Below are 20,465 nucleotides of genomic sequence, written 5' to 3' on the forward strand. Positions count from 1 at the left end.
CTGGCGTGCTGCTGCCGGCGGCTTACTTGAGCCGGGCATCCTTGCGCAGCGCCTCGGCGCGGTCGGTCTTCTCCCAGGAGAAGGCGGTCGCGGTGTGCTTCTGGCCGGCTTCATCGGTGTAGCTGAATTCCTTCGGCTTGCGGCCGAAGTGGCCGTAGGCCGCGGTCTGCTGGTACATCGGGTGGATCAGGTCCAGCATCTTGATGATGCCGTACGGACGCAGGTCGAAGTGCTTGCGGATCAGCTTCTCGATCTTGTCGTCACTGATCTTGCCGGTGCCGAAGGTGGTGACCGAGATCGAGGTCGGCTCGGCCACGCCGATGGCGTAGGAGACCTGCACTTCGCAACGGTCGGCCAGGCCGGCCGCGACCACGTTCTTGGCGACATAGCGCGCCGCGTAGGCGGCCGAACGGTCGACCTTGGACGGATCCTTGCCCGAGAACGCCCCGCCACCGTGACGGGCCCAGCCGCCGTAGGTGTCGACGATGATCTTGCGGCCGGTCAGGCCGCAGTCGCCCACCGGGCCGCCGATCTCGAACTTGCCGGTCGGGTTGATGTGGAACTTGGTGCCCTTGTGCAGCCACTTGGCCGGCAGCACCGGACGGATGATCTCTTCGCGCACGGCTTCGATCAGGTCCTTCTGCTTGATGCCCGGAGCGTGCTGGGTGGACAGCACTACCGCGTCGATGCCCACGGCCACGCCGTTTTCATAGCGCAGGGTGACCTGGCTCTTGGCGTCCGGACGCAGCCAGGACAGCGGCGAGTTCTTCTTCTTGCGGATCTTGGCCTGCTGCTCGACCAGGCGGTGCGACAGGTGGATCGCGGCCGGCATGTAGCTGTCGGTCTCGTTGGTGGCATAGCCGAACATCAGGCCCTGGTCGCCAGCACCCATTTCCTCGGGCTTCTTGCGGTCCACGCCCTGGGCGATGTGCGGGCTCTGCTTGCCGATCAGGTTCAGCACGCCGCAGGTGGCGCCGTCGAAACCGACCTCGGAGCTGTCATAGCCGATATCCACGATCACCTTGCGGGTCAGCGCTTCCAGGTCGATCCACGCGCTGGTGGTGATTTCGCCGGCAACGATGGCAACGCCGGTCTTGACCATGGTTTCGCAGGCGACGCGGGCGCGCTTGTCCTGGGTCAGGATCGCGTCCAGTACCGCATCGGAAATCTGGTCGGCAACCTTGTCGGGATGGCCTTCGGAGACCGACTCGGAGGTGAAGAGGTAGCTGGACATCGTGTGAATATCCCTTGATTCGGATGGAAAGATGGGTGCGGATGATACACGCCACCGCTGCGTGATGCATTGTGCCCGTCAAGCGGTTGCCGCGGGTTAAGCCGCCAGCGCCACGGGGCTGCGGGGCCACCGCGCCACGGCTGGCTGGTACGATCCCGGCATGGATTCCCTCAGTCAGATTGTGTTGGGTGGCGCCATTGCCGCCGCTGTCGTTCCCGCCATCCACCGCCGTGCCGCCTTGCTGGCCGGTGCCGCGCTGGGCACCTTGCCGGACCTGGACGGGGTGCTGATCGCTGCATTCAGCGACAACCCGGTCACCTTGATGACGCTGCATCGCAGCGCCAGTCATTCGCTGCTGGTGCTGCCGTTGCTGGGCGCGCTGATCTGGTGGCTGTTCCGTCGCTTCGGCCACGGCCGGGTCGCGGCGGCGCCGCAGCGCTGGTTCTGGGCGATCGAGCTGGCGCTGGTCACCCATCCGCTGCTGGACGCCTTCACCGTCTACGGCACCCAGCTGTGGTGGCCGCTGAGGCCGCATCCGGTGATGTGGTCCAGCGTGTTCATCATCGATCCGCTGTACACGGTCTGGCTGCTGCTGGGCTGTGGGGTGGCCTGGTTCGCGCGGTCACGGCCATTGGCACGCCACGCACTGGTCGCCGGGCTGGTGCTCAGCAGCGGTTATCTGGGCTGGTCGCTGCTGGCCAAAAGCAGGGTCGACCACGAAGCCGGTCGCGCGCTGGCGGCGATGGGGCTGGGCGATGCGCCGCGGTTCTCGGTGGCGATGCCGTTCAACACGCTGCTGTGGCAGGTGGTGGCGATGACGCCCAGTGGCTATGTGATCGGCGAGCGCTCGCTGATCGCCGATCGTGGGCCGATGACGTTCAGCAGCTATCCGTCCAACGTGCAGGCGCTGCGCCAAGCGGCGGAAATTCCGGCCGTGGCGCGGCTGCAATGGTTCAACCGCGGCTTCATGCGCACGCAGGTACAGGACGGGCAGCTGGTACTCAGCGACCTGCGCATGGGCATGGAGCCGGACTACACCTTCAGCTTTGCCGTGGCGCAGGCCCACGGAGACGGCTGGCAGGCAATCGCTCCGCAGCAACTGCGGCCTTCCTACCGGCAAGCAGGCAACCGCGGCGTGCTCAAACAGCGCCTGGCGCAGCTGTGGCAACGGATCTGGCGCGAGCCGGTTGCCGAAACCACAGCCACCACCACTGGCCAGCGGCCCCCGATGCCGTGACCAGGGCCAAACGGGAGCCTACCGTGCGTGCGGTGGGGATGGCCTTGCTTCAAGTCCATGCCTGAAGGGGCCAGCCCTCCAGGCGGTGTGCGTCCTGCCCTTGTTGCGCTAACCGGTCTTCACCGGGCCGGTTACAACGCGGCGGTCTGGTTTCTCAGGTGCCGGTGATGCAGCGGGGCGGCCGGGAAGTCGTGGTTGATGAGCCGTTCGTACTCCGCATAACCCACGGTATCGATGAACTTGCGTTGTACCCGGTCGTAGGACGTCAGGTATTGTAGATGCGTGGAGCTGGGGCCCAGCAGCATGCAGATATCGTCATACGTCAGTCCGCTTTCCTGCGCGAGCTGCTCGATCGAACGCGTTGACTCCGATGCATAGGCAACCGGTGTGATCGCCAGAAGGGCGGTGATGAGTGCGGTGCGTGTGTACATGGCGTTCTCCTGCTGGAGTCCGGGAGGACTCCTCTGGCTGCGGTTCGCCACAGGCGGCGAACGGGGTGGCAGCGCAGGCGATGCTGAGGCGGGGACGATTTTGCGGAACTGCCTGAATCGCCTTTGCTGTCGACGTCCCATTGACCGGATCGTGCGCCGGTACAGATATCCGGCCAGTGAAAAAAATGGGTCGCAGGAATTAATAAACGCCGCTGTATACGCGCCGGAATGAATATAAAAAAACGAGGCGCGGAAAGTCCGCCACGTCGCCGGTTCCGGCCTGACGCATTCCGGGTGCGCATCGCTATTTTCGCGGTCGGCCACGGTCGTTGATGCCTTGGCAAACGCATGGTTTTGCGCCGGACCGGGTGTGCGGTTTCCAAATGAAAGACGCTGACGCCGGTGGCCGCATCACGGAAACCGCCACACCGCTTCGCCCATGCGCCGGCGGTGCTCCGGAAACGTCGTTCAGGGCGTGCGGCCGCGCATCGCGGTGCGCTCAGCCGGCGGCCGGGTATTGCACGCGATCGGCAGCCGCCGCGGCGATCAGCCCGTCAAAATAGGCGCCGGTCAGCTGCAGCTGGCTGGCGGCGTCGTCGGCGCGGTTGACCACGGCGCGGAACGCCGCATTTTCCGGACGATCGCGGGCGTACCAGCCCAGGTGCTTGCGCGCGATGCGCACGCCCTGCTGCTCGCCATAGAAGGCGTGCAGGTCGTGCAGGTGGCCGAGCAGGATGTCGCGCACTTCGGTCAGGGTCGGCGGCGGCAGTTCCTGCCCGGTGGCCAGATAGTGGGCAATCTCGCGGAAGATCCACGGGCGGCCCTGCGCGGCGCGGCCGACCATCACCGCGTCCACCCCGGTCAGTGCCAGCACCTGCGCGGCTTTCTGCGGCGAGTCGATGTCGCCATTGGCGATCACCGGGATGCGCAGCGCCGCCTTGATGGCGGCGATGGTCTGGTATTCGGCGCTGCCGGTGTAATGCTGGTCGCGGGTACGGCCATGCACGGCCAGCGCGGCGATGCCGCTGTCTTCGGCGATATGCGCGATGCGCGGGCCATTGCGGTGGTCGCAGTCCCAGCCGGTGCGGATCTTCAGCGTCACCGGCACCTGGACTGCATTGACCACCGCCTCAAGGATGCGCGCCACCAGCGCCTCGTCGCGCATCAGCGCCGAGCCGGCCCAGGCGTTGCACACCTTCTTGGCCGGGCAGCCCATGTTGATGTCAATGATCTGCGCGCCATGGTCGACGTTGTAGCGTGCCGCCTCGGCCAGCTGCTGCGGCTCGGTGCCGGCGATCTGCACGCTGATCGGGGCCGGCTCGCCGCTGTGGTCCATGCGGTGGATCGACTTGCGGGTGTTCCAGAAGCGCGGATCGGAAATGGTCATTTCCGAGGCGGCCAGCCCCGCGCCCAGGCGCTTGCACAGCTGCCGGAACGGTTTGTCGGTGACCCCGGCCATGGGCGCGAGCACCACATGGGGGGCGATGGTATAGGGGCCGATCTGCATGGCGCTATTGTAGTTTCGCGGCCCGCGAACGGGCTGGAATGCCGCTGTGGAGGTGTCGCCGCGGCAGGGCGGCAAGGCGCGATGAGGCGTTTTCCGGCCAGCCCGGGTTGCGACTGGCGCCGCTTCTATACGAGGTTGATCAGGCGTCGGCCGGGGTCATTTTCGGCATCGACACTGCCGCGCCTTCCTTCTCGGTCGAACGGGCGGCGTACTGGTTGGCAAAGCGCACGTGCCTGGCGAACGCGGCTTCCGGTGCCTGCGCCAGGGACGCGACCAGTGCGCCATTGAACGCATCGCCGGCGCCGGTGGTATCGACCACGTGTACCGCTTCGGCGGCCACCCGGTAATACGGCTGGGTATCGCCGCGCAGCTTTTCTTCCGCATGCGAGACAAACACGCCCACCGAACCCAGCGTCACCACCACGGTGTTGCCGCACAGCTCGCGGCACAGCGCATGCAGGCGGGCGCCATCGAGCGTGGCCACGTCATCGGCCTCCACCCGCTCGCCGACATGGCGGCCGAGCAGGGCGACGAACTCGGTTTCGTTGGGGGTCAGCACGTCGGCCAGCTTGAGCAGGCCGATGCTGGACGGGGCGTTGGCCGGTGCCGCGTTGAGGACGGTGACCACGCCGGCCTCGCGCGCGATCGCCAGCGCCGCCTCGATGGTTTCCACCGGCGACTCCAGCTGCGCCAGCAGCACTTTGGCGCCGCTGATCAGCGCCCGCTGGCTTTCGATGAAGGCGGTGCTCAGCGCGGCATTGGCGCCGGGGCCGATGACGATGGTGTTGCGGCCGTGGCCATCGACATAGATGCCGCCGGTGCCGGTAGGTTCGCTGCTGGTTTCGGCCACCAGCGCAAAACCGTCCTGCCGGGCCAGCCCGCGGGCCATGGCGCCGCCGGCGTCATCGCCCAGCGCGCACAGGAACGTGGTGTCGGCGCCGGCACGGCACGCCGCCACGGCCTGGTTGAACCCCTTGCCGCCGGGACCGGTGGTATAGCGTCCGGCAATGGTTGCGCCCGGCGCGGGCAGGGCATCGCAGCGCCAGACGTGATCGACATTGAAGGAACCGGCAACGACAACAGAACTCATGGAATCTACTTCTCGAAAAGGGCAGGGAATCAGTTGAAGTGCGTCAGTACACCGGCGATGGTAGCCGTCATCAGGGTCGCGATGGTGCCACCCAGAACCGCGCGCAGGCCGAACTTGGCCAGGTCATGGCGCCGGTCCGGAGCGAGGCCGCCGATGCCGCCGATCTGGATGGCGATCGAGCTGAAATTGGCAAAACCACACAGCGCGTAGGTGGCGATCAGGCGGCCCTCTTCGCTCAGGGTCACGCCGGCGACCTTGCCGTTGATGATTTCCGACAGCTGCAGATAGGCCACGAATTCGTTGATCACCAGTTTCTGGCCGATCAGCGAACCGACCGTGGTGGCGTCGGCCCACGGGGTGCCGATCACCCAGGCGATGGGTGCCAGCAGATAGCCGAAGATGGTGGACAGGTCGGTGGGTTTGCCGATGGCCGAGGCCAGGCCGGTGACATCGCCGAACCAGGTCAGCGGCGCATTGAGCAGCGCGATCAGGGCGATGAACGCCAGCAGCATCGCGCCGATGTTGAGCGCCAGCTTGAGGCCGTCACCGGCGCCGGCGGCGGCGGCATCGATGATGTTGCTGGAGGTCTTTTCCACTTCCATCTTGACCGTGCCGCGGGTCAGCGGGGTGCCGGTCTCGGGTACCAGCATCTTGGCGATCACCAGCGTGGCCGGTGCAGCCATGATGCTGGCGGCCAGCAGGTGCTTGGCGTAGAACGCCTGCGCCACCGGGTCCCCGGCGCCGAGCATGCCCACATAGGCCGCCAGTACACCGCCGGCGATGTGCGCCATGCCGCCGATCATCATCGTGATCAGTTCGGACTGGGTCATCTTGGAGATGTACGGACGCACCGTCAGCGGTGCTTCGGTCTGGCCGATGAACACGCTGGCGCAGACGCTGGTGGTTTCGGCGCCGGACACACGCATGATCTTGGTGATCGCCCAGGCCATGCCGCGCACGATCGCCTGCATCACGCCCAGGTGGTACATCACGCCCATCAGCGCCGAGAAGAAGATGATGGTGGGCAGCACCTGGAAGGCGAAGATGAAGCCGTACTTGGGCACGTCCATCAGGCTGCCGAAGATGAAGCTCGAGCCTTCATTGACGAAGCTCAGGATCCTGACGAAGCCCTGCCCCAGCCAGTTGAAAACGTCGCGCCCGCCCGGCACCAGCAGCACCAGCGCGGCAAAGGCGATCTGCAGGGCCACGCCGGTGCCGATCAGCTTCCAGTCCACCGCACGCTTGTTGTTGGAAAACAGCCAGGTGATGCCGAGCAGCACCGCCAAACCGAACAGGCCGAAGCCGATCCTGCCCAAACCTTCGACCATGAGAATTTCCCGGCGTGCCCGCAAAGACCGCAAGCCTAGAGCAGCGGGGTGATGCGCGGCAAGGAAAATCCGGTTCAGCGCGGTTATTTGCCGCGATTGCGCCGCTATCGGCAAGGCCGGCCGCCGCTGCGGGCTTGACGGGGCGGCTAAACTGTTGTCCCGTCCGCGCCGGTTGCGGACCCGTTTCAGGAGCCAGCCATGGAATATCGTCGCCTCGGGTCGTCCGGCCTGCAGCTTTCCGCCCTGTCATTCGGCGCATGGGTCACCTTCGGCGGGCAGATCGCCCGTGACGAGGCCCGCAACCTGATTGCCGCGGCGTGGGACAACGGCGTCAATTTCTTCGACAACGCCGAGGGCTATGCGCAGGGCCGGGCCGAACAGGTCATGGGCGATGTGATCGCCGACCTGCGGCTGCCGCGCGACGGTTATTGCGTCTCCAGCAAAGTGTTTTTCGGCTCGCTCGAACACCCCGCGCCGACCCAGCGCGGGCTCTCGCGCAAACATGTCACCGACGCCTGCCACGCCGCGCTCAAGCGCCTGCGGGTGGACTATCTGGATCTGTACTACTGCCACCGCCCCGATCCGGATACGCCGATTGCCGAGACCGTCATGGCGATGGATACGCTGATCCGCCAGGGCAAGGTGCTGTACTGGGGAACGTCGGAGTGGTCGGCGGCACAGATCGGCGAGGCGCTGGCGATCGCACAGGACAGGAATCTGTATGCCCCGGTGATGGAGCAGCCGCAGTACAACCTGCTGCACCGCGAGCGGGTCGAAACCGAGTACGCAGCGCTGTACGCCGGAGCCGGGCTGGGCACCACGATCTGGTCGCCGCTGGCCTCGGGCCTGCTGACCGGCAAGTACAACGACGGGATCGATCCGGCCTCGCGGCTGGGCCAGGAATCGCTGGGCTGGCTGCAGGCGTCCGTGCTCGGCGACCCGGCGCAGGACCGGCTGGGCAAGGTGCGCCGGTTCACCGCGCTGGCGCAGGAGCTGGGGGAGTCGCCGGCACAGCTGGCCATCGCCTGGTGCCTGCGCAACCCGCATGTCTCCAGCGTGATCCTTGGCGCCAGCCGGGTGGCGCAGCTGGAGGAAAACCTGCGTGCGCTGGATGTGGCCACACGGGTGGAAGATGCCGCCTGGAAGAAGATCGAAGCGGCATTTGCCTGAAGCTCGTCTGGCGGCGGAGCGTGCGCGCTCCTGCCGCTAGGGGTGAGGGTGGGGCGGGGTGAGCTGAGGAAATCTCGTTCGCCCTGCTTGCAATGGTATTGAGAATCATTATCATCAAGTTCGTCCCCAGCACGGAATCACGATGATGTCCGCCCAACCTGTCCTGCTCCGCTCCCGCACGCTGCATCTGCCGCAACGCCCGGTCCAGTTGATGCCCGTTGAAGGGATCCTCGACAGCGGCGCTCTGCTCAAGGGTCAGCGCGAAATCCTGATCCAGCATGGCGACAAGTTCTACCGGCTGCGCCATACCAGCAACGACAAGCTGATCCTGACCAAGTAATTCCGCAGCACACTCCTGCCAGCCGACGCCCGCATTGGCGCCACGCCCGCCTGAATCGACCCGTTCTCTCTCCCTTGGCCGCCGGCCTGCTTCGCCAAGCCGGTTGCTGTGCCAGGGGTTCCGTTCCTTCGATTGATTCCAGGCACCCATGATCCGTCCAACTGTTCTGAGCGCCGCCCTGTGGGCGGTGTTGTCTCCTGTGCACGCTGAAACCGCCGACTCGGCCGATGTGCGCGATTTCGACCGTGTCCAGGTCACCGCCACCCGTACCGCGCGCGCTGTCAGTGATGTGGCCGCCACGGTCGATGTGATCGACCGCGAACAATTGGACAACCAGCTGGTGCACGACATCCGCGATCTGGTCCGCTACGAGCCGGGTATTTCCGTGACCCGCAGCGCCACCCGCTTCGGCCTGGGCGGCTTCCGCATCCGCGGCCTGGACAGCAACCGCGTGCTGATCCAGACCGACGGCATCGCCATGCCGAAGAGTTTCAACATCGGCAGCTTCGCCAATGCCAACCACGATTTCACCGATCTGGAAACGCTCAAGCGGGTCGAGATCGTGCGCGGGCCGGCCAGTTCGCTGTATGGCTCCGACGCACTGGGTGGGGTGGTCGCGTTCGTCACCAAGGACCCGGCGGATTATCTGGGCGAAGGCAAAGACCGCTACGTCGGCCTGAAATTCGGCTACGACGGCGACTGGCAGGGCCTGTTGGGCAGCGTGACCACTGCATTCGGCGGCGAGCGCTGGAGCGGCATCGTCAACGTCAACCACCGCCAGGGCCAGGAAACCGGCAACCAGGGCGAGGTGCGCAGCCGCGACAACACCCGCACCGCGTCCAATCCGCAGCAGCGTGATGGGCGCAGCGTGCTGTCCAAGCTGGTCTATGCCCCCGACCAGAACCAGCGCTTCCGCCTGACCGTGGAAGGCAACGAGGACATCACCGATACCGACGTGTATTCGGCGATCGATCGCACCACCACCACCGGCATGACCGCGCATGACACCCAGACCCGCGCGCGGGTGGCGTTCGCCCATGAGATGGATGCGCTCGACAGCGCGTTCGCCGACAGCCTGCGCTGGCAGCTGTACCGCCAGGACAGCGAGACCACGCAGATCACCAACGAGCAGCGCGCCAATGGCAGCCGCCGCCATCGCGAGTTCAATTTCGACCAGCGCGTCTACGGCCTGCAGGCGGTGCTGGACAAGTCCTTCGACACCGGCAGCGTGCCCCATGCGCTGACCTGGGGCGTGGACGGTGCGTGGACGGAAATCCGCCAGAAGCGCGACGGCTTCCAGGTGCTGGCCAACGGCACGGTCAGCACCACGATCCTGCCCGACGTGTTCCCGGTGCGCGACTTCCCGGTCAGCAAGACCACCGAGCTGGGCCTGTATGCGCAGGACGAGATGCGCCTGGCCGAGGGCCGGCTGTCGCTGGTGCCGGGCATCCGCGTGGATCACTACCGGCTCAAGCCGGAGATGGATGCGATCTTCGCTACGGACAACCCGGGCATGCCGGTGGCCTCGCTGAGCAAGACCAGCGTGTCGCCGAAGTTCGGTGCGGTGTGGCGTTTTGACGACCAGTGGTCGCTGTTCGCCGGCTATTCGCACGGCTTCCGTTCGCCGCCGTACAACGACGTCAACCTGGGTTTCACCAACGTGATGTTCGGCTACACCGCCATTCCCAATCCGGATCTGAAGCCGGAAACCAGTGACGGCGTGGAACTGGGACTGCGCTTCATCGCGCCGGTGGCCTACGTCAGTGTGAGCGGCTACTACAACGACTACCGCGACTTCATCGAATCCCAGCGCTATGTCGGCACCAACGCGCAGGGACTGATGGTGTTCCAGTCGCAGAACATCGCCGATGCGCGGATCTACGGCGCGGAAATGAAGGCCGGGGTGGATTTCGGCGAACTGGCCGACGCGCTGAAAGGCTGGTCACTGCGCAGCGCGGCGGCGTGGTCGCGCGGTGACAACCGGACCGAGGACGTGCCGCTGGATTCGATCGATCCGCTGCGCGGCAGCATCGGGCTGATGTACGACCGTGACACGTGGGGTGTGGAACTGGCCGGCAGCTTCGCGCGTCGCAAGGACCGCATCGCCAGTGCCACGGCCTACCGCCCTGGCGGCTACGGCGTGCTGGATCTGATGGCGCACTGGGAGTTCGCCCCGGGCGCGAAAGTGAATGTCGGTGTGTTCAATCTGGGCGACCGCACGTACATCGACTGGTCGGGCATCACCGCCAACCTGGCCGGCAACAGCCCGGTGCTGGATCGCTACACCAATCCCGGTCGCACGGTGTCGGCCAGCCTGGCGGTGTCCTGGTGATGTCGCTGCGCTGATACCGCCAGCACGCAGCAGTGCGCGCATTGCTGCGGCAACCGGCTCTCTCCCGGCCACGGATGGCCACTTCCCGTTACCGATACTCCATAAAGGAAATACCCATGAAATTGCTTTCCGCCAGCGCGGTGCTGCTGTTGGCCAGCAGTGGCACAGCCAGCGCCCAGTCCGTGGACACCGCGCGCGATCGCGCCAGCATCCTGGCGATGCAGGGCGAGTACACGGTGGATTTCGCCTTCGATGAAACCGTGCTGCTCAAACCCGGCTACGAGCGCGCCTCGGCCATGCGCAGTGGCGGCAACGAGGTGGTGATCGTGGTGGAGGACAGCCCGCACCGCGTCGTCCTGCAGCACCTGCTGGTGGATGGCAAAAGTGGTCACGTCACCAAGCACTGGCGGCAGGACTGGGTCTATGAAGCGGCCAACCGTTTCGAGTTCAGCGCCGAGCAGACCTGGGCGGTGCGCGCGATTCCCGCGGCAGTCAACAAAGGCGCCTGGACCCAGTGCGTGTACGAGGTTAGCGATGGGCCGCGTTACTGCGGTACCGGCAAGTGGGATTACGCCAACAACGTGCCGACCTGGACCAGCGACCTGAGCTGGCGGCCGCTGCCGCGGCGCGAGTACACCCAGCGCAGCGACTACAACGCGCTGGCGGTGATCAACCGGCACACGCTCACGCCCAATGGCTGGACGCACGAGCAGTTCAACACCAAGGTGCAGCGCAATGCCGATGGCAGCCAGGTGGAGATCGCGCGCGAGTTCGGCTTCAACGACTACCTCAAGACCACCGAGGTCGATTTCTCCCCCGCCCGCAATTACTGGAACGCCACAACCGGGTTCTGGGCGAAGGTGCGCCAGCGCTGGGACGGCTTCCTGGGCAAGGCGCCGGGCGTGCATCTGAAAACCAAGCTGGACGGCATGGCGATGATCATCCCGCTGTTTGAACAGGCCGAAGCCGTGCAGGGCGGGGCGGCGGTGGATGAGGCGAAGATCGATGCGGTGTTCTCCCGGTTCGTCGAACCGGCGCCAATCAAGTAACCCCAAGGGCCCCGCATTGCGGGGCCTTTTCATGCAGATAGGCGCTGTGGGTCATTCCTTGAACATCAACAGCGCCGCCACCACGATCAGCGCAAACGCCGCCCAGTGATTCCATTTCAGCGGCTGGCCCAGGTAGGTGGCCGAGAACACCGCGAACACCAGCAACGTGATCACTTCCTGTATGCCCTTCAATTGCGGTGCCGAGTACACCGCACTGCCGAGCCGGTTGCCCGGCACCTGCAGGCAGTATTCGAAGAAGGCGATGCCCCAGCTGGCCAGGATCGCCAGCACCAGCGGCGTGCTTCTGTACTTGAGGTGTCCATACCAGGCCACGGTCATGAACATGTTGCTGGCCAGCAGCAACAGCACCGGATAGAGGTAGCGGGTGAAGGACAGACCGGACATGGTCATTTGCGGAAAGAAGGCGCCGCAGTTTAATCCCGCGACCCGTGCAGGCTGCGGCAATGTCCTTCCCGGCATCAGGCATCAGGCATCAGGCATCAGGCATCGCGCAAGGCCAGTGCGGGCGGCGTGCGCAGGATGCGTCGGGTGCCCCACCAGCCGGCCAGCATGCTCAGCGCGGTGCCGGCCAGGCCACCGGCCAGCAGCGCCGGCCATGGCGGCACCAGTGCCAGTTCGAACGTCTCGCGGGCAACCACCACGCCGATCACCGCGGCGGCGGCCACGGCCAGCAGCGAGGCCAGCGCGCCCAGCGCACCGAATTCCACCAGCACCGCCCCGCGCAGCTGGGTCCGGCGCGCGCCCAGGGTGCGCAACACCGCGTTGTCGTGGCGGCGCTCGCCGGCGGTGGCCTGCAGCGCGGCCAGTACCACCAGCACGCCGGCCAGCAGGCTGAATCCCATCACCAGCTGCACCGCCTGGCTGACCCGGTCGATCACCTCGCGCACCCGGCCAAGGATGGCGTCGATATCCAGCAGCGAGATGTTGGGGAACTGGCGGGTCAGCGGCGCCAGTTGCGCGGCCTGCGTGGCCGGCAGATGGAAGGCGCAGATCAGGTTGTACGGCGCGTCCTGCACCGCGCCGGCATTGAGCAGCAGGAAGAAGTTGACCCGGAACGAATCCCAGTCGGCCTTGCGGAAACTGGTCACGGTGAAGCTGCGCTGCTCATCGCCCAGCTGCAGGGTGAGGGTGTCTCCCAGCGCCAGTCCGTAACGCTGCGCCCACCCCTGTTCCACCGAGGCCTCGGCGGCGCGGCTGTCCGCCGCCCAGAAGCGGCCGGCGGTGAGCGTGTTGGCTTCGGGGAACGCGTGCCGCCAGGAAAAATTCACCGGGCGGTCGGCCTCGTCGCCCTCGCGGTCGGCGCGGCTCTCCCGCAGTTGCGGCGGCTGACGGTTGATGGCCAGCAGCTTGCCGGTGCTGAACGGCTCCNCCAGGAAAAATTCACCGGGCGGTCGGCCTCGTCGCCCTCGCGGTCGGCGCGGCTCTCCCGCAGTTGCGGCGGCTGACGGTTGATGGCCAGCAGCTTGCCGGTGCTGAACGGCTCCAGCGTGGGCGCAATCACGCCGAGCGTGTGCAGGTAGGCACCGGTGGCCTGCGCCTGCTCGGGCTGGATGTTCATCAGAAAGTAGTTGGGAGTGTCGGCGGGCAGGCGGTCGCGCCATTGGCCGAGCAGGCCCGGGCCGATCACCGCCAGCAACAGCAGCGCGCACAGCGACAGCGACAGGCCGACCAGTTGCACCACGCTCAGGCCGCGCCGGCGCGTCAGCGCCGCAACGCCGAGCCGCCACGGCCCATGCAGGCGGGATTGCAGCCGGTGCATGACCAGCAGCAGCGCCCCGCCACAGAGCGCGGTAAGCAGACTCAGCCCGCCCAGCCCGCCCAGCACCCAGGCGGCCAGTCGGCCATCACCGGTGGCCTGCACCGTGAGCGCGACGGTGGCCGCCAGTGCCGCCAGATAGACCAGCATCGAAGTGGGGGGCAGCGCGGCAAAGCTGCGATTGAGCACCCGCATCGGCGGCACGTTGCGCAGGCGCAGCAGCGGTGGCAGGCCGAAACCGAGCAACAGCAACAGGCCGATGCCGGCCCCGGCCAACGCCGGCATCGCCTGGGGCAGCGGCAGCCGGTCGGGCAACAGGCTGCCCAGCGCCTGCACCAGCCCGGTCTGCGCCAGCATCCCCAGGGCGATGCCCAGCAGGCAGGCCGGTACCGCCATCAACAGCAGTTGCAGCGCCAGCGAGGCGAGGATGTCACGCTGGCGCGCGCCCAGGCAGCGCAGCACGGCGACAGAGTCGATCCGGCGCAGGGCGAAGCGGTTGGCCGCCAGCGCGGTGGCAATCCCGGCCAGCAGCACGGCCAGCAACCCGGCCAGGGCCAGAAAACGCCCGGCGCGGTCGAAGGCGTCACGCACGCCGCGTTGCGCATCCTCGATCCCGACCAGCTGCAGGCCGGTGCTGCGCGGTTTGAGCCAGGCGCGGAAATCGGCGATCCGCGCCGGGGGGCCGGCAAACAGCATCCGGTACGAGGCGCGGCTGCCGGGGCCCAGCAGGCCCGCCGCGTCGACATCGGCCAGGTTGACCAGCAGCGGCGGCGCCAGTTGCAGCAGCTCGCCGGAGGTGTCCGGTTCGGCCAGCAGCACCTGGGTGACTTGCAGTGATCCGGCCCCGAACTCGAGCGCGTCGCCGCGCTGCAGTTTCAACGCGGCGAGCAGGCGCGGGTCGGCATAGGCCTGTCCGCGGGGCGGCACGCTGGCGGTGCCCGGTGCCGCGGCGTCCAGCCGCAGTTGCCCGCGCAGCGGATACCCGGCGCTGACCGCCTTGATGGTGGCCATCTGGCTGTCGTCGCCGTGGAACAGCACGCTGGGAAAGCTGACCACGCGGGTCGTGCGCAGGCCGCGGGCGCGGGCCTCGTCGACGAAAGCTTCGGGAATCTGTTCGCGGCCACTCAGGCCCAGGTCGCCGCCCAGCATCTCCGCCGCGCTCGCCCTCAGCGCCAGGGTCACCCGGTCCACCAGTGTGCCGACCGCGGTCATCACGGCCACGCCGAGCACCAGGGCGGCGAATACGGTCAGCAGATCGCCTGCGAAGAACTCGCGACGCACCGCACGCAGCGCATGCCGCCACACGTTCATGCCGCGGCATCCGGAATCCGCTGCAGGCGCCCGGCTTCCAGCCGGTACACCTGGGCGCAGCGCCGTGCCAGTTGCAGGTCGTGGGTGACCAGCACCAGCGTGGTGCGGTTGCCGGCGTTGAGCGCGAACAGCAGGTCGCTGATCTGGTGCCCGGTGGCCTGGTCGAGGCTGCCGGTCGGCTCATCGGCGAACAGGATCCGCGGCCGCGCCACGAACGCGCGGGCCAGGGCGACGCGTTGCTGTTCGCCCCCGGACAGCTGGCGCGGATAGTGGCGGGCACGCGCCGCCAGGCCCACGGCTTGCAGCACCTCGCGCACCCGGGCAGGGTCTTCGCGTCCGGCCAGCTCCAGTGGCAGCGCGATGTTCTCCTCGGCGGTCAGCGCCGGCAGCAGGTGGAAACTCTGGAACACGAACCCGACCTGGCGCGCGCGCAGGGCGGCGCGGGCCTCCTCGTCCAGGCTGCCCAGGGCCGCGCCGGCCAGCGAAATCTCGCCGCGGCTGGGCAGGTCCAGGCCGGCCAGCAGCCCGAGCAGGGTAGTCTTGCCTGAGCCGGACGCGCCAACGATGGCCACGCTGTCACCTTCAGTGATGGTCAAGTCGACGCTGTCGAGGATGTGGACGTCCCCTTCCGGTCCACGCACGGATTTGCCGACGCCACGAGCGTCGATGGCGATGCCGGCCGGGGCACGGGAAGGCAGGTTGTCGATGAGGAGTCTCCGATGAGTGGAACACGTACAGGTTGGGCAGGGCGCATCCACCGCTGGGGTTGGACGCTGCTGTTGCTGGCGTTGCCGCTGGCGGGGCTGGCCAGCCCTGCGCCCACCCGCACCAGCGTACTGGTTGTGGGCGACAGTCTCAGCGCCGCCCACAATATTCCGGCGGCGTCAGGTTGGGTGAATCTGCTCGATCAGCGCGTGCAGGCACAGCTGCAGCCGGCGCCGGCGATCGTCAATGCCAGCGTCAGCGGGGAAACCACCTCCGGTGCACTGACCCGGCTGCCGGCGCTGCTGCAGAAGCATCGGCCCAAGGTGGTGGTGATCGAGCTGGGGGGCAACGACGCGCTGCGGGGGCTGAGTCCGGCGCAACTGCGCAGCAACCTGGACCGGATGGTGGTGCTCAGCGCCGACAGCGGTGCCCGGGTGCTGTTGCTCGGGATCGATGTGCCGCCCAATTACGGCCCGGTCTACCGGCAACGGTTGCGCCAGACCTATGTGGAAGTGGCGCGCCGGCATGGCGCCGCGCTGGTGCCGTTCTTTCTGGAGGGTGTCGCGCTGCAGCCGTCCTTGATGCAGGCCGACGGGCTGCACCCCACCGCCGCCGCGCAGCCGCGCCTGCTCGACAACGTATGGCCGGTGCTGCGGCCGTTGCTGAAACCGTGACCACCCGCACCCGGTCTCTTCACGCGGAATCCACCCCGCGTCCGGCATGTTTCACAAAGCTGAAGAAATGAGGAAGCTCCATGCGACAGACAAAGGAATCGTCCGGCCTGGTGCTGGTCGTTGAAGACAATCGCAACATTTCCGAGATGATCGGCGAGTATCTGGAAGGACGCGGGTTTGAAGTCGACTATGCCTGCGACGGCCTTGATGGCTATCGCCTGGCCGCCGAGAACAGTTATGACGTGGTGGTGCTGGACCTGATGCTGCCGCGCCTGGACGGCATCGAGGTGTGCCGCCGCCTGCGCAACGATGCGCGCAAGTCCACCCCGGTGCTGATGCTGACCGCACGCGACACGCTGGATGACAAACTCACCGGCCTGAGCCATGGCGCCGATGACTACCTGACCAAACCGTTTGCGATCCAGGAGCTGGAAGCGCGCCTGCGTGCGCTGATCCGCCGGGAGCGCCGCCAGGTCGGTTCGGAAGTGCTCAAGGTCGGTGACCTGGTGCTGGATCCGGTCAGCATGCGTGCCACCCGCGCCGGTTCCGAGCTGCAGCTTTCGCCGATCGGCCTGCGCCTTCTCACCATCCTGATGCGCGAATCGCCGCGGGTGGTCACCCGTCAGGAAATCGAACGTGAGATCTGGGGCAATGGCCTGCCCGATTCGGATACGTTGCGCAGCCATCTCTACAACCTGCGCAAGATCATCGACAAGCCGTTTGAGCACCCGTTGCTGCACACCGTGCAGAGTGCCGGTTATCGGATTGCCGATATCGCCCAGCCCATGAGCTGAGCAGGCAATTGCAACGCGGGGGAGGCGGCGTTGCCGCAATGACCATCACGGCCCGTCACGCCACGCGCGTGACGGGTTTTGCGTGTGTGGGTGCACGAAGGAATCACAGCGCCGGTTTTTATAATGGCCGCAACTTTTTCCGGGTTCTGTAATGCCGCACGGCTTGCCACGAAAGATCAGGATCGCGTTTATCGTGCAGACACTGCTGACCAGCCTGGCAGTCCTGCTGGGGGGCTATCTGGTCTCGCTGGTGATCAAACACAGCCTGATCCACAGCGTGCTGCAGGAAGAGGCGGACTATTACTGGAGCCTGCACCAGGCCTCTCCGGTCCAGCCGCCGCCCAATACCCGGAACATCCGCGGCTACCTGCTTGAAAACGGCCAATCCAGCCTGAGCCTGCCGGCGCCGCTGCGCACGTTGGAGCCCGGTTTCCACGAGCTGGAGCCGTCCGATCAACTGGTGCTGGTGGATCAGCAGGCCGGTGCGCGCCTGTACCTGGTGTTCCTGCGCTCGCAGGCCGAGCGGCTGGCGTTCTGGTTCGGGGTGGTGCCGGTACTGCTGATTTTGCTGGCGATCTATGCGGTGTCATGGCTGACCTACCGCTCGTCGCGGCGACTGGTGTCGCCGGTGAACTGGCTGGCGCGCCGGGTTTCGCGCTGGGACCCGCGACACCCCGATGTCGCCGACCTGGCACCGGAGCACCTGCCGGCCGATGTCCAGGGCGAAACCCGGCAGCTGGCGGCGGCGTTGCACACGCTGGCCAACCGGGTCACCGAGCACGTCGCCCGCGAGCGCAATTTCACCCGCGACGCCAGCCACGAACTGCGCACGCCGTTGACGGTGATCCGCGTCGCCAGTGACATGGCGCTGGGCGACCCGGAGCTGGGTCCGCGCCTGCAGCGCAGTCTGCAGCGCATCCAGCGCGCCGGCCGCGACATGGAGGCGGTGATTGACGCGTTCCTGATCCTGGCGCGCGAGGCGGATATCGAACCGCAGAGTGAGACTTTCGATGTGGCGGATATCGTCCGGCAGGAAGTAGGCATCGCCCGTGAATTGCTGGCAAGTCGTCCAATCCAGCTGCAGGTGCATGTGCACAGCGCCAGTCCGCTGCATGCGCCGCCACGGGTGATGCAGGTGGTGGTCGGAAATCTGCTGCGCAACGCCTGCAGCTATACCGATGAGGGCACCATCGAGATCGAGGTGGGACCGGGCACGGTGGTGGTGCGGGACAGCGGCATCGGAATGTCGGCCGATGTGCTGCAGCGCATTTTCGAGCCGTTCTACCGCGGCGAGCCCAGCCGTCCGCAGGGAACCGGGCTGGGCCTGTCGATCGTGCGCCGGCTGTGCAACCGCTTTGGCTGGGAGATCGAGCTGGAAAGCGAGCCGGGCCGTGGCACGGTGGCCACCGTGCGGTTTTCCTGAAACCGGCGCGGAACGCGCACCGGCCGCCCCCGCGGGAAGCGCCGAAACGCCTGCGATAGGGCAAAGCGGGAGGCTTGTGGCAGTATTGCCGATCGCCTTTTCAGCTCCGGTGCCTGTGTCATGACGGTTTTGTTGCCGCCTTCCCTTTGCTTGTGTCGCGCGGGAGTCCTCGTTGATGGCTGATCAGCAGGGGCATATGCCGCGTGGGCCGGCGCGTATCTTCAAGGCCGCGGTCTGGTCCTGGCAGGGCCTGCGTGCCGCGTGGCTGCATGAATCCTCGTTCCGGCTGGAGGTGTACCTGTTCGTGCTGCTGGCCCCGGTCGGGCTGTGGCTGGGACAGACGCCGATCGAACAGGTGCTGATGCTCGGCTCGATGCTGCTGGTGCTGTCGATGGAGCTGGCCAACTCGGCCATCGAAGCGGTGATCGAGCGCTATGGCAGCGAATTCCACGAGCTGGCCGGCCGCGCCAAGGACATGGGCTCGGCCGCGGTGTTCGTGCTGATGATGAATGTGCTGCTGTGCTGGGGCCTGATCCTGGTGCCCCGAATTTTTTGAGGGCGCGCAATCACGTGCCGTCGCTTTGACCGTTTCAATGAAGGATTGAGTTCATGTCTCTTGAGTTGCTTGCCGACCCCAACGTCTGGTTGACCCTGTTCACCCTCAGCGCGCTGGAAATCGTGCTGGGTATCGACAATCTGGTGTTCATCTCGATCGCGGTCGGCCGCCTTCCCGAAGAGCGGCGTCCGTTCGCGCGCCGCCTCGGGATCGCGGTGGCCTGCATCACCCGGATCATGCTGCTGGTGTCGCTGGCCTACCTGGCGCATATGCAGACCAACCTGTTCAACGTCGGCGGCATGGGCATCTCGATCCGAGATCTGGTGCTGATCGTCGGCGGGCTGTTCCTGCTGGTGAAGGGCGCGATGGAGATCCGCGAGCTGATCACGGGTGGCGACGATGCCGATCCCACCACCACCAGGACCTCGGCGGTCTTTGGCATGGTGATCGCGCAGATCGCGGTCATCGATATCGTGTTCTCGCTGGATTCGGTGATCACCGCGGTCGGCATCGCCGAGCACGTTCCGGTGATGGTGGCGGCGATCCTGTTGTCGGTGGCGGTGATGCTGCTGGCCGCCAACCCGCTGGGCGCCTTCATCGACGCCAATCCGACGGTGAAGATGCTGGCGCTGGCCTTCATCCTGATGATCGGGGCGGTGCTGGTCCTGGACGGGCTGGAGGTGCATGTACCCAAGCCGTACATCTACGCGGCGATGGGGTTCTCGGTGCTGGTCGAATGGCTGAACCTGCTGATGCGCCGCCGGGCCGTGGCCCATCACGTGCCGGGTGCCGGCAACTGGTAAGCGGAGAGGGAAGGGTCGGCATTGCCGGCCCTTTTCCGTTGTGCAGACGCCTTTACGCCGGCCATGGCATGCTCGTGATTCCCGCCCACTCCGGAAGCTGTCATGCGCCGTCTTTTCCGTCCGCTTGTGCTGCTCTGTGTTGCGATGTTCCTGTCCGGCTGCGGTTACAACGCCATCCAGCAGAAGGACGAGGCGGTCAAGGCCGGCTGGTCGGAAGTGCTCAACCAGTACAAGCGCCGCGCCGATCTGGTTCCCAACCTGGTCAAGACCGTGCAGGGCTATGCCCAGCATGAGCGGCAGGTGCTGACCGAGGTCACCGAGGCCCGCGCCCGCGTCGGCCAGATCCAGGTCAACACCGACGATGCGGCCTCGTTGCAGAAGTTCCAGCAGGCACAGGGCGAGCTGTCCAGCGCGCTGTCGCGGCTGCTGGTGGTGACTGAGAACTATCCGAATCTGAAGGCGGACCAGTCCTTCCGTGACCTGCAGGCGCAACTGGAGGGTACCGAAAACCGTATCACCGTGGCGCGTGGCCGCTACATCCAGCTGGTGCAGGACTACAACACCTATATCCGTTCGTTTCCGCAGGTGATCACCGCCAAGATCTTCGGTTACCAGAGCAAGCCGAATTTCACCGTGGAGAACGAAGCGCAGATCGCCCAGCCGCCGGCGGTCGACTTCACCCCGCCGGCCGCGCCACCGCCGGC

Annotated in this window: 19 protein-coding genes and 1 pseudogene; 11 read left to right on the plus strand and 9 right to left on the minus strand. The window is 66.5% G+C overall.

From position 1 onward, the window contains the following. Positions 1-22: 22 nt before the first annotated feature. Complete coding sequence (gene metK, locus QZH66_RS12010) at positions 23-1,234, minus strand: methionine adenosyltransferase (RefSeq protein ID WP_305806179.1); 1,212 nt, start codon at positions 1,232-1,234, stop codon at positions 23-25. Positions 1,235-1,394: 160 nt separating this feature from the next. Here metK and QZH66_RS12015 point away from each other — a divergent pair, with 160 nt between their 5' ends. Further along, positions 1,395-2,471: a metal-dependent hydrolase gene (locus QZH66_RS12015; RefSeq protein WP_305806180.1), complete on the plus strand. Its 1,077-nt coding sequence runs from the start codon at positions 1,395-1,397 to the stop codon at positions 2,469-2,471. Between the two features lie 131 nt (positions 2,472-2,602). Here the strand turns inward: QZH66_RS12015 and QZH66_RS12020 are convergent, their stop codons facing one another. The 4 genes from QZH66_RS12020 to QZH66_RS12035 form a co-directional block, all read right to left on the minus strand. Then, positions 2,603-2,902: a hypothetical protein gene (locus QZH66_RS12020; RefSeq protein ID WP_305806181.1), complete on the minus strand. Its 300-nt coding sequence runs from the start codon at positions 2,900-2,902 to the stop codon at positions 2,603-2,605. 499 nt (positions 2,903-3,401) lie between these two features. After that, the gene (gene dusB, locus QZH66_RS12025) at positions 3,402-4,409 is read right to left on the minus strand and encodes a tRNA dihydrouridine synthase DusB (RefSeq protein WP_305806182.1); all 1,008 of its coding nucleotides are present in this window, start codon (positions 4,407-4,409) and stop codon (positions 3,402-3,404) included. Positions 4,410-4,548: 139 nt separating this feature from the next. Continuing rightward, on the minus strand, positions 4,549-5,499 hold the full coding sequence (locus tag QZH66_RS12030) for a ribokinase (RefSeq protein WP_305806183.1): 951 nt from the start codon (positions 5,497-5,499) through the stop codon (positions 4,549-4,551). 29 nt (positions 5,500-5,528) lie between these two features. Then, positions 5,529-6,827, minus strand: coding sequence for a nucleoside transporter C-terminal domain-containing protein (locus tag QZH66_RS12035; protein WP_305806184.1), 1,299 nt, complete (start codon positions 6,825-6,827; stop codon positions 5,529-5,531). A gap of 198 nt (positions 6,828-7,025) precedes the next feature. Here QZH66_RS12035 and QZH66_RS12040 point away from each other — a divergent pair, with 198 nt between their 5' ends. The 4 genes from QZH66_RS12040 (at position 7,026) to QZH66_RS12055 (ending at position 11,718) form a co-directional block, all read left to right on the plus strand. After that, a complete protein-coding gene (locus QZH66_RS12040) occupies positions 7,026-7,997 on the plus strand; it encodes an aldo/keto reductase (protein ID WP_305806185.1) in 972 nt (323 codons plus the stop codon). A 145-nt stretch (positions 7,998-8,142) separates the two neighbouring features. Continuing rightward, positions 8,143-8,337, plus strand: a complete 195-nt coding sequence (locus QZH66_RS12045) for a hemin uptake protein HemP (protein WP_305806186.1) — start codon at positions 8,143-8,145, stop codon at positions 8,335-8,337. A gap of 148 nt (positions 8,338-8,485) precedes the next feature. Beyond that, the gene (locus QZH66_RS12050; protein WP_305806187.1) at positions 8,486-10,669 is read left to right on the plus strand and encodes a TonB-dependent hemoglobin/transferrin/lactoferrin family receptor; all 2,184 of its coding nucleotides are present in this window, start codon (positions 8,486-8,488) and stop codon (positions 10,667-10,669) included. Positions 10,670-10,785: 116 nt separating this feature from the next. Then, positions 10,786-11,718 (plus strand): DUF6607 family protein, encoded by a 933-nt coding sequence (locus QZH66_RS12055; RefSeq protein ID WP_305806188.1) that lies wholly within the window; start codon positions 10,786-10,788, stop codon positions 11,716-11,718. Between the two features lie 51 nt (positions 11,719-11,769). On the opposite strand, the gene QZH66_RS12060 is transcribed toward QZH66_RS12055, so the two are convergent. From QZH66_RS12060 to QZH66_RS12075, 4 genes and pseudogenes are all read right to left on the minus strand, one after another. After that, entirely contained in the window at positions 11,770-12,123 is a 354-nt protein-coding gene (locus QZH66_RS12060; RefSeq protein WP_305806189.1) for a DMT family protein, read from the minus strand. Between the two features lie 95 nt (positions 12,124-12,218). Then, entirely contained in the window at positions 12,219-13,007 is a 789-nt protein-coding gene (locus QZH66_RS12065; protein WP_305806190.1) for an FtsX-like permease family protein, read from the minus strand. A 104-nt stretch (positions 13,008-13,111) separates the two neighbouring features. Further along, positions 13,112-14,806 (minus strand): annotated as a pseudogene (locus QZH66_RS12070) (FtsX-like permease family protein); the annotation flags it as partial. Further along, positions 14,803-15,513, minus strand: a complete 711-nt coding sequence (locus QZH66_RS12075; protein ID WP_305806198.1) for an ATP-binding cassette domain-containing protein — start codon at positions 15,511-15,513, stop codon at positions 14,803-14,805. The gene QZH66_RS12075 and the pseudogene QZH66_RS12070, both read right to left, overlap by 4 nt. Positions 15,514-15,525: 12 nt before the next feature. Between QZH66_RS12075 and QZH66_RS12080 the strand changes: the two genes are divergently transcribed. From QZH66_RS12080 to QZH66_RS12105, 6 genes are all read left to right on the plus strand, one after another. Continuing rightward, positions 15,526-16,185: an arylesterase gene (locus tag QZH66_RS12080; protein WP_305806191.1), complete on the plus strand. Its 660-nt coding sequence runs from the start codon at positions 15,526-15,528 to the stop codon at positions 16,183-16,185. Positions 16,186-16,265: 80 nt separating this feature from the next. Continuing rightward, the gene (locus tag QZH66_RS12085; protein WP_305806192.1) at positions 16,266-16,979 is read left to right on the plus strand and encodes a response regulator transcription factor; all 714 of its coding nucleotides are present in this window, start codon (positions 16,266-16,268) and stop codon (positions 16,977-16,979) included. Between the two features lie 151 nt (positions 16,980-17,130). After that, positions 17,131-18,402, plus strand: a complete 1,272-nt coding sequence (locus QZH66_RS12090; protein WP_305806193.1) for a HAMP domain-containing sensor histidine kinase — start codon at positions 17,131-17,133, stop codon at positions 18,400-18,402. Between the two features lie 175 nt (positions 18,403-18,577). Continuing rightward, the gene (locus QZH66_RS12095; protein ID WP_305806194.1) at positions 18,578-18,958 is read left to right on the plus strand and encodes a diacylglycerol kinase; all 381 of its coding nucleotides are present in this window, start codon (positions 18,578-18,580) and stop codon (positions 18,956-18,958) included. A 53-nt stretch (positions 18,959-19,011) separates the two neighbouring features. Beyond that, positions 19,012-19,761: a TerC family protein gene (locus tag QZH66_RS12100; RefSeq protein WP_305806195.1), complete on the plus strand. Its 750-nt coding sequence runs from the start codon at positions 19,012-19,014 to the stop codon at positions 19,759-19,761. A gap of 102 nt (positions 19,762-19,863) precedes the next feature. Beyond that, positions 19,864-20,465, plus strand: a 602-nt coding sequence (locus tag QZH66_RS12105) for a LemA family protein (protein WP_305806196.1), incomplete at its 3' end; no start/stop codon positions are given.

This window comes from Stenotrophomonas sp. YIM B06876 (genome assembly GCF_030711595.1).
Taxonomy (GTDB): domain Bacteria; phylum Pseudomonadota; class Gammaproteobacteria; order Xanthomonadales; family Xanthomonadaceae; genus Stenotrophomonas.